10 protein-coding genes are annotated in these 8,332 nt (G+C 69.2%); 4 read left to right on the top strand and 6 right to left on the bottom strand.

The genetic code is table 11. From position 1 onward, the window contains the following. Window positions 1–605: 605 nt before the first annotated feature. The 3 genes from ACFFIA_RS05325 to ACFFIA_RS05315 form a co-directional block, all read right to left on the bottom strand. Window positions 606–1,409 (bottom strand): helix-turn-helix domain-containing protein, encoded by an 804-nt coding sequence (locus tag ACFFIA_RS05325; RefSeq protein WP_377246259.1) that lies wholly within the window; start codon window positions 1,407–1,409, stop codon window positions 606–608. A 71-nt stretch (window positions 1,410–1,480) separates the two neighbouring features. Continuing rightward, complete coding sequence (locus ACFFIA_RS05320; RefSeq protein ID WP_377246256.1) at window positions 1,481–1,996, bottom strand: DUF6879 family protein; 516 nt, start codon at window positions 1,994–1,996, stop codon at window positions 1,481–1,483. Continuing rightward, complete coding sequence (locus ACFFIA_RS05315; RefSeq protein ID WP_377246253.1) at window positions 1,993–2,202, bottom strand: hypothetical protein; 210 nt, start codon at window positions 2,200–2,202, stop codon at window positions 1,993–1,995. The genes ACFFIA_RS05320 and ACFFIA_RS05315 overlap by 4 nt, the downstream gene beginning before the upstream one ends. Before the next feature lie 132 nt (window positions 2,203–2,334). On the opposite strand from ACFFIA_RS05315, the gene ACFFIA_RS05310 reads away from it, so the two are divergent. Together ACFFIA_RS05310 and ACFFIA_RS05305 are read left to right on the top strand one after the other, a co-directional pair. After that, entirely contained in the window at window positions 2,335–2,850 is a 516-nt protein-coding gene (locus ACFFIA_RS05310; protein ID WP_377246250.1) for a 2'-5' RNA ligase family protein, read from the top strand. A 31-nt stretch (window positions 2,851–2,881) separates the two neighbouring features. After that, window positions 2,882–3,547, top strand: a complete 666-nt coding sequence (locus ACFFIA_RS05305; protein ID WP_377246247.1) for a class I tRNA ligase family protein — start codon at window positions 2,882–2,884, stop codon at window positions 3,545–3,547. A gap of 17 nt (window positions 3,548–3,564) precedes the next feature. Here the strand turns inward: ACFFIA_RS05305 and ACFFIA_RS05300 are convergent, their stop codons facing one another. Beyond that, a complete protein-coding gene (locus ACFFIA_RS05300) occupies window positions 3,565–4,449 on the bottom strand; it encodes a GNAT family N-acetyltransferase (RefSeq protein WP_377246277.1) in 885 nt (294 codons plus the stop codon). Window positions 4,450–4,571: 122 nt separating this feature from the next. Continuing rightward, a complete protein-coding gene (locus tag ACFFIA_RS05295; RefSeq protein WP_377246244.1) occupies window positions 4,572–4,841 on the bottom strand; it encodes a DUF6343 family protein in 270 nt (89 codons plus the stop codon). A gap of 221 nt (window positions 4,842–5,062) precedes the next feature. On the opposite strand from ACFFIA_RS05295, the gene ACFFIA_RS05290 reads away from it, so the two are divergent. Both ACFFIA_RS05290 and ACFFIA_RS05285 read left to right on the top strand, forming a co-directional pair. Then, window positions 5,063–6,175 (top strand): 3-methyl-L-tyrosine peroxygenase-related protein, encoded by a 1,113-nt coding sequence (locus ACFFIA_RS05290; RefSeq protein WP_512700715.1) that lies wholly within the window; start codon window positions 5,063–5,065, stop codon window positions 6,173–6,175. After that, a complete protein-coding gene (locus tag ACFFIA_RS05285) occupies window positions 6,172–7,356 on the top strand; it encodes a 4-hydroxybenzoate 3-monooxygenase (RefSeq protein ID WP_377246238.1) in 1,185 nt (394 codons plus the stop codon). Before ACFFIA_RS05290 ends, ACFFIA_RS05285 begins: the two co-directional genes overlap by 4 nt. Here the strand turns inward: ACFFIA_RS05285 and ACFFIA_RS05280 are convergent. Then, window positions 7,347–8,297 (bottom strand): 50S ribosomal protein L11 methyltransferase, encoded by a 951-nt coding sequence (locus ACFFIA_RS05280; protein ID WP_377246235.1) that lies wholly within the window; start codon window positions 8,295–8,297, stop codon window positions 7,347–7,349. The two genes, ACFFIA_RS05285 and ACFFIA_RS05280, sit on opposite strands and share 10 nt — an antisense overlap. Window positions 8,298–8,332: the final 35 nt, after the last annotated feature.

The following is an 8,332-nucleotide window of genomic DNA, read 5'->3' as shown; positions in this document are numbered from 1 at the left end:
CGTATGTCAACCCTGCCACGACCACATCCACAAAGGACCAACCGCGACACTCACGCCGTAGTCACTGGAGAGCCGGATGATCGGGAAACTATCACGTCCGGTTCGGAGGGAGGCCACGCGGAAAAGGACCTGCCAACCACAGGAACCTCGCCGCGTGGCCCACCCTACTGGAGAACTCGACACCCAGGTAGGAGGCGATGTGCTTCAACGTCAGCCCGCGTTCCTCTCGCAGCTTGCGCATCCGCTCTCCCAGAAACCGCGCACGGATCGAGTGCTGAAACTGTTCTCGTTTGGTTGGCACCGCCGAACCTCCTTGTTGCGGCCGGGCATCAGGCAGCCCGGCGCGTTGGACCGTCACGAAGAGCGTCAGCGCGAGTTGCGCGAGGGCGGAGGCAATGTGTACAGGCCAGCGGATAGCCGCAGGCGGGGCACCAACGGTTTGACCGCTTGAACACCAACAGGCCGGCGAGGAAGCCCACCGACAACGCGACCGTTACCATCACGACCTGGCCCACACCACTCACCTCCCGCGCTGAGCGCTTGGGGGAGGACGCTAGGTACGGCGTGGAACGCGGCTCAATGGATGTGCGCGAGTTTGCAGCCGCTCACCCGTCGAGGGAGCTGATGGCCTCCGTGATCAACGATCGGGCAGAGGCGCCGTATACGGCGAGGTTGGCGAGTTGGGCGAATACCTCGGCGTACATGGCGATCTCGCGGGGCTGCGTCACCGTCAGGTGGCCGGAGACCAACTCCACATTGACCTGTTCGTCGTCGTAGAGGAAGAAGCTCTCCAGCGGCCACAGTGCCGAGCGGTCCGCTTCGAGGGGGATGACGCCCAGGCTCACGGATGGCAGCGCTGCCACGGCAAGCAGATGGCCGAGCTGCGCGGCCATCGTCTCCGCGTCGCCGATGCGGTAGCGCAACGCCCCCTCCTCCAGCACCACGGCGAACCGGTGGTCTCCCTCGTGGATGACGTGCTGCTTGTCGACGCGGACACGCACGGCGGCTTCCACGTCGTCAGGGAGGTCGCGGCGGACCTGGAGCGCATGCAGCAGCGCCCGGATGTACGTGGGTGTCTGCAATGGACCGGGGATCAGCCACGACGAGTAGATGCGGAAGCGCCTCGTCCGCTCCCACAGCGGTATCACGGACTCCTGCGCGACCCGTAGCCCGGTGCGCTCCATCCGTTGCCACTCCACGAACATGCCCTCGGCCGCGCGAAGGGCCGCGATGAGGTCGGCGGCCTGGTCGACGGCGCCGCAGTGCTTGCACCACGCGGTGATGTCGTCTGCGGACGGAGTCTGCCGGGCATGCTCGATCCGGCTGACCTTGGAGGAGTGCCATCCGGTCAGCCGGCCGAGGTCGCGTCCGGTCAGGCCGGCATCCGTGCGGATTTCGCGCAGCCTCACACCGAGCGCTTCGAGCGCTTGCTGTGCACTGGACGACGGGGATGCCACGGATCGAGTATGGCCGCCGGCGGTCACGCCGGGCGGTAGTCCGCGTGCGAGATGGCCCGTTCCCAGACCGCCTCGAACGCCGAGGCGCAGAGCTTGATGGTCGCCGGGTCGGTGGACTGCTCGACACCCAGCCACTCGCCGTTGCCGCCGATGTGGTTGAGAATGAGGAGGTCCCCGTCGAATAGCCAGAAGTCGTTGCCTGGCAACGCGATGTCCGACGCCTGACGCCGGGGTAGCCACCGGACTTCCTCACCAGAGGCGATGTTGAGACCGTCGGTGACGTCGTACTCGTACCGGATGTACGCGCTGATCGGTTCGGAGATGACGCGGGCACGCCTGACCTGGACGCCTCGTGCTGTCGTCGCGGACATCGCGTCGAACCAGTCGGGCCAGCGCGCGGCCGGGTCGATCGGAAGGCCCGCCTGCCAGTCGATGTACACCGGGTCGTCCAAGGCGTACCCGTCGCGCATCTCCAGATGCACCGCGCTGCGTTCGCAGGCCGCGAGCAGGTCCTCGATGCTGCCGTTGAAGTCAGTCACCTCTTAGCCTCCGGCAGGAACTGTGTCATGCGTCGTGGAATCCGGACCACCGTCTCATGGTTGGGGATGTCCATCTGTGCCAGGACCTCGGGATCGGTGACCTTCCAGCCCTGGACGAGGTACGTGTCGTCGCTGTCGTCGTAGTACAGCGTGGGTGATCCACCGCTCGGCGAGTCAGGATCCTTCCCCAGGAACCGCAGTGCCATGATGACCTTCCTTCCGCTCGTTGTCGGCCGCTACTGAGTTTGTAGGGCGCCGAGCAAGCGGCTCAAGGCTTGTGCGCGAGTTTGCGCCAAACCCGTTGGCCGGCGAGCTGTCACCGGCCGGATAATGCCGTCATGATCCCTGACAGTGGTTTGGTCGTGCCCTTCCCCGATCTCGAGCACGCCGTTGGCTCCCACCGACATAGACATGACCCACGGGCCGCCATCGGCGTGCCCGCTCACGTGACGATCCACTTCCCGTGGATACCGGCCGCGTCGGTGGACGAGAACGCGTTGGAGAAGGTGCGCGAACTGGCCGTGAGCGTCGAGCCGTTCGAGGTGACGTTCAAGGAACTGCACTGGTTCGGTGAGACCGTGCTCTACCTGGCACCGGAGCCCGAGCACCAGCTTCGCGATCTTTCCGACCGGAGCGCGGCGCTCTGGCCGGAGGCACCGAGGTACGACGGTGCGTTCGATGACGTGGTGCCGCACCTGACGGTCGGCCAGGCCGATAAGGAGGTGCTGCGTCCGGTCCAGGCCGCACTTGCCCGCGAACTGCCACTCAAGGGCAAGGCCGAAGAGGTGTACTGGTTTGCTCTTAATAGGGGAGGCCGTTGGGAGCGGAGGGCCGCCTTCCCGCTCGGCGGGTGACGCACATACGAGAAGGTGTTGCTTCCATGCCGTGTACTGGCCGGCGATGCTCCTCTCGGCCGGCGAGCCGCTCCCGGCCGACGTGCTGGTGCACGACTACCTCACCGCCGAGGGGCGGAAGATCAGCAAGTCGTCGGGCGCCGTCGTGGACCCGGTGGCACTGGTGGAGCGCTTCGGCGTCGACGCGGTGCGGTGGTGGCTGCTGCGCGAGGTGCCGAGGGTCGGTGACGCCGACTTCACGGTGGCCCGGCTGGCCGCCCGCTACGAGCGCGACCTGGCCAACGGCCTCGGCAACCTGGTCAACCGAGTGGTGAGCATGGTCCACCGTTACCGTGGCGGGACTCCCGGGTCGTACCAGGAGGATGCTGAACCGCTGGTGGGCGCGTGGCGCGCGGCGCCGGGGCGAGTGGACGCGGCGCTCGCGGATTTTGACTTCCGGCTGGCGACGGCGGCCGTGTGGCGCGTGGTGGAGGAGGCCAACCGGTACGTCGAGGAGGCCCGCCCGTGGCAGCTCGCGCGCACCGACGAGGCGGCGCTGGATCGGGCGCTGGGGCTGCTGCTGGCGGCCTGCCAGGCGGTGGGCGAGCTGCTGGCGCCCTTCCTGCCAGAGGCGGCCGCGCGGATCACCGCCCAGTGCACGCCGGTCGACGGCCGCCTGCCTGAGCCACGCCCGCTGTTTCCGCGGCTCCCCGCCTAGCGCGCCGCCGGGCCGGGTCAGACGGCCCGGCGGTAGCCGTGGGTCTCGTAGCGCTTCGTGAAGCCCAGCTCCTCGTACAGCCGCCGGGCCGGCACGTTGTCCGCGTTGTGGTTGACGGTCACGGTGGCCATGCCGGCGCGTTCCATCCGGGCCATCGCCTCGCGCATCACCGCGCGGGCCAGACCCAGCCGCCGGAAGGCCGCGTGCGTCCCCACCGGCTCGAAGTGCCCGGTCCGATTGCGACTGTCCATCCAGTACACGGTGTACGCCGCGATCCGCCCGTCCGGCGCCACCGCCACGATCTCGCGGGCCGGGTCGTAGCCGGGCTTGGCCATCACCTCGTCGTGGTAGAGCCGGCCGGTCCACTCCGCGTCGAACGAGGCGTTGCGCGCCCGGGCCAGCCCTTCGGCGTCGGCGAACGTGGCCTCCCGCAGATGGAAGCCGGGCGGGAGCGGCGCCGGCGGGAGCGGCCCGTCGAGGGGACGCTCGCGGATGTCGTCCCAGGTGCGGAAGTAGGCGAAGCCGAACCCGCGGAGGAGAGCCGCCCGCGTGGTGTCACAGTCGAAGACGTCGGTGAGCACGTGCGGCTCGGTGGTGAGCGCCTCGGTGGTCTCGATGGCCGCCCGCAGCATCTCCTCCTCGGCCGGCGAGCCCCGCAGGGCCGGCGCGGTGAAGACGTCGAACGCCGCGCCGAAGCGCAGGTTGATCCCGACCCCGGCGATCGCCGGCCCGTCCTCCCAGACCTGCACCAGGTCACCGACCGGATGGCTGCCACGCAGGTTTTCGTAGATCCGGTGCGGCAGCTCGCCGACGTGGTCGTAGCCGCACCGCCCCACCTGGGCGATCCACGCCGAGACCGCCTCCTGGAGCGCGGGCAGGTCGCTGTCGCGGTATGGGCGCATCCGCACGACACAGAAGCCTAGGCCCATCGCGGCCCGCGCGGCGTACCGATTATTTCGGGATGCCGCCCGGCGTCGCGACGGGCCGGTCCACTCGGCCGCTCACCAGGCGGACCTCGCGGGCCTCACTCGAAGAGGGAGTAGCGGCGGCCGGGGTCGCGGCGGCGGCGGACGCGGATCCGGCGGATGACGACCGCGATGTCGATCATGGCGACCACGCCCAGCGCGATGGCCACGAAGGCGAGCGCCACCTGGTCCGCGCGGGCCAGCAGCACCGCGAACAGGATCATCAGTGCCAGGCCGAACAAGGCGAGCATCAGCCGCAGGTTCAGGGCGCTGTACGCGTGGCCGACCGTCCCGCGCCGGCCGGGAGGCTGCCCGGGTTGTCTGGTCATGTGAACTGTGGTACCCGATCATGTGCTTCCCACACTTGATAAATGATTCTGCACAGCCGCTACCTGCGATTACGTAGAAGATCGGAGCGAGGGATTGACAGGGGTAAGACGCTCCCCGAGAATCTTGAGGGACTGCAGTGCCGCTGTCCAAATGCGATTCGAGTCGGCCTGCATGACCTTTTTCTCGTCGCCTGAAACCTTCTCCGAAGGGCGGGGACGCCGTGCGTGGTGGCCTTTTGTGCTTGCCTTATCCTGCACTGTTACCGACGACAAGAGCCCAGGTAGCGGGCGTGACACGCGATCTGTCGTATTCTGGGGTAATTGAAACACTCTTCGATCCCGGCCTATGGGATGGAGAGTGGTCTGACATTGTTTCCGTCGAGGATGACGACCCGGAGTACGTCGAGCATGACCGCTATTTCCAGGTCACGAGGGTGAAACATCGACCGGAGTTCGCGTTTGTTCGTGGTCTCCTCCAAACTTATTCATGGGTTCACGAAAACGGCCTGGCCATGGGCGTTTCGATTGTGGATCCGGTGGAGTGGCAGGAGATGTTCGCCGGGCTCGACACGCTGCTGCGATACGCGGCCGGCGAGCGGCTGAAGGAGGGGCTGCCGGTCGTGGTGCGCACCGCCCCCCGCCACACGGCGACCGCCTACGACCCCGAGTGGCGCTGGCTGATCGGCCACCAGTTCTTCTTCGCGCTGCTCCAGGGCGTGATCGTCGGGCTCAACTGCTACCTCGAGGCGGCCCCGGCCGGCGGTGGCGAGGCCGACGGCGAGCTCGCGGCGGACGCAGACGGCGGGGTGCGGGTCGCGGCGGCGTTCATGCGCAGCTCGGCGGCGGCGATCAAGTTCACCGCCGACTTCGGCCCGGTCGACTACGACGCGCGCATCCGCCCCGCCATGAGCCCGCCCAGTGTGCGGGAGGGCTTCAGCGGGTTGCAGACCCGCGACCACGCCCACCTGATCAGCCTCTTCGCCCGGCTGCGGGCCAGCGCGGCCGCGCACGGAGACGGTCCGGCGAGCGAGGCGTTCGAGGAGTTCGTCGAGGCGACCGTGACGGCGTACGAGGCGCACAAGTTCATCTGCTCCCGCTTCGGCGGCGACGTGCTGCCCAGCCTCCGGATGGCGGCCGCCTCGCGGGGGCGCAGCACTCAGGCCGGCATCACCGCGCTCCGGCAGCTGATGCGGGCGCGCCTGTTCGCGCTCACCCCGGACGACTCGCCCGCTCGCGCGGTGGTGCCCACCTCCTACCTCGGCGAGGCGACGGCCGGCCGGGGCAAGCGGCCCTCCTGCGTCACCCCGACCACCACGCAAAGCGAGGTCAAATGACAACCACACAGGTCGGCATCGTCGGCGCGGGCCCCGCGGGGATGCTCGTCGCCACCCTGCTGCGCCGGGCCGGCGTCGACTGTGTCGTGGTCGAGCAGCGCGACCGGGCGTACGTGGAGCAGCGCTCACGCGGCGGCACCGTCGAGCACCGCGTGGTCGACCTGCTGCGGCGGCACGACCTGGCGGGCGGGCTGCTCGGCACCGGCCAGGTGGAAAACAAGATCGAGTTTCGGATGGGAGGCAAGCGCTACCCGATCCGGTACGACCCGATCGCGCAGGGGCGCAGCCACTACATCTACCCGCAGCAGTTTCTGGTCCGCGACCTGGTCGAGGCGTACCTCGCCGACGGTGGCGACCTGCGCTTCGAGACCCCGGCCCGAGTGATCACCGGCATCGAGGGGAGCCATCCGCGGATCGAGGTGGAGAGCCCCGACGGCGGCTCCGACGTGATCGAGTGCGACGTGGTGGTCGGCGCCGACGGGGAGTACGGCGTGGCCCGGCGCACCGTGCCCCCCGGCGCGCTGCACTCCTACGAGCACCAGTACGAGTACGCCTGGCTGGCCGTGCTCGCCCAGGCCGCGCCCTCCAGCGACTGCGTCATCAACGCCATCCACGAGTCCGGCTCCTGCGTGCACGTGCGGCGTACGCCCGAGGTCAGCCGTTTCTACCTCCAGTGCGCCCGCGACGACACCACGGAAGACTGGCCGGAGGAGCGCATCTGGAAGGAGATCCGGCTGCGGCTGGCGCTGGACGAGCCGTGGACCCTCCACGAGGGACCGATCCTCTCCACCGGCATGGTGCGGATGCGGAGCCTGGTCTGCACGCCGATGCGCCACGGCTCGCTCTTCCTCGCCGGCGACGCGGCCCACGTCGTGCCGCCGGTCGGTGGCAAGGGCTTCAACGTGGCGCTCGCCGACGCCGAGGAGCTGGCGCTCGGGCTGACGGACCGCTTCATCCGCCGCGACCACGAGCGGCTGGACGCCTACTCGGAGACGCGGCTGGCCCGGATCTGGCGCATCCAGGAGTTTGTCCACTGGATGATGGACCTGGTCAACACGCCAGGGCTGGGCACACCGGCCGCGCCGTTTCTGCACCACGTGCAGATGGCCCGGCTGGAGCGGGTCATCGCCTCCCCGTCCTACGGCACGGCGTTTCTCGAGGACTACATCGGCTACTGGTGAAGCACGTTGGTGGCCCGCCACTCGTCGCCGGTCGCCAGCGTCACCTCGTCGCCGGCGGCCACGGCCAGCGGCGTCGCAAGTGGACTGTATGCCTCGGTGGTCCAGACCGACTGCCCGTCGCAGAGCAGCTCCTGCGTCCAGATCACGCCGCTCAGCCGCCCCGGTGTGGCGACCGTCAGCCGCACCTGGGGCGGAAAGCCGGTGAACGCGGGCGCCCGGTAGTCGAACGTCGCGAAGTCGTGGCTCATGGTCAGCAGCCGCACGTCTTCGCGGGGGAAGCGGAGCGAGCCCATCGTCGTGGGAGAGCGCCACTGTGGACGGACGGCGCTCTCCGGGCGGCTCGCCGACCGCGCCACGCCCTGCTTCGCGGCGTCGACCAGCGGCTGGAAGTCGAGCCCGTAGGCGCCACGCAGGATGCCGGCCGCGTCGTCGAGGTCGGCCAGCTCGGTGGGCAGATCCCAGTCGAGGCGGTCGCAGCCCACTGCCCGGTAACGCACCGCCTCGGGCAGCACCGTGCAGTCGTCGGCGCAGAAGCGGTCACGCACCTCGTAGACCATGCGGGCCCGGTCTTCGTCGACCAGGGGGTTGTTGACGTGGATGAACGCGAGCAGCAGGTCGAAGCCGCGGCTCAGGTCGACGCCGGCCAGCTCGAGCTGGGACAGGTCGCCCTCGACCACGGTCATCCGGTCGGTGAGTCCGTTGTGCGCGGCCAGCGCTCGGGCCAGCTCCGTGTGGTGCCGGTCGACCGCGACCGCCTCGCCCGCGCCGGCGGCCAGGGCCACAAAGGACAGCAGGCCGCTGCCGGTGCCGGCGTCGAGCACACGGGCGCCGGGGCGCACCGCGGCGGCGACCGCCCGCCGCACGCTGTGCCCGCGGTCGAGGCTGAGCAGCAGTCGCATGTGGAGGTCGACGGTGAACGGGATGTCGCCGGGCTTGGCCACGAAGCCTCCATGATGGACGGTGAGTCACACCGGAC

Source organism: Phytohabitans kaempferiae, from assembly GCF_042433955.1.
Classification (GTDB): Bacteria; Actinomycetota; Actinomycetes; order Mycobacteriales; family Micromonosporaceae; genus Phytohabitans; species Phytohabitans kaempferiae.
This window is presented reverse-complemented; position numbering and strand designations above follow the sequence as displayed.

Coding starts and splice junctions, on each gene's coding strand:
- ACFFIA_RS05315 (WP_377246253.1), bottom strand. CDS start 2,202: ATGGCACTGCGGTTCCTGGGGAAGGATCCTGACTCGCCGAGCGGTGGA.
- ACFFIA_RS05310 (WP_377246250.1), top strand. CDS start 2,335: ATGATCCCTGACAGTGGTTTGGTCGTGCCCTTCCCCGATCTCGAGCAC.
- ACFFIA_RS05300 (WP_377246277.1), bottom strand. CDS start 4,449: ATGCGCCCATACCGCGACAGCGACCTGCCCGCGCTCCAGGAGGCGGTC.
- ACFFIA_RS05295 (WP_377246244.1), bottom strand. CDS start 4,841: ATGACCAGACAACCCGGGCAGCCTCCCGGCCGGCGCGGGACGGTCGGC.
- ACFFIA_RS05285 (WP_377246238.1), top strand. CDS start 6,172: ATGACAACCACACAGGTCGGCATCGTCGGCGCGGGCCCCGCGGGGATG.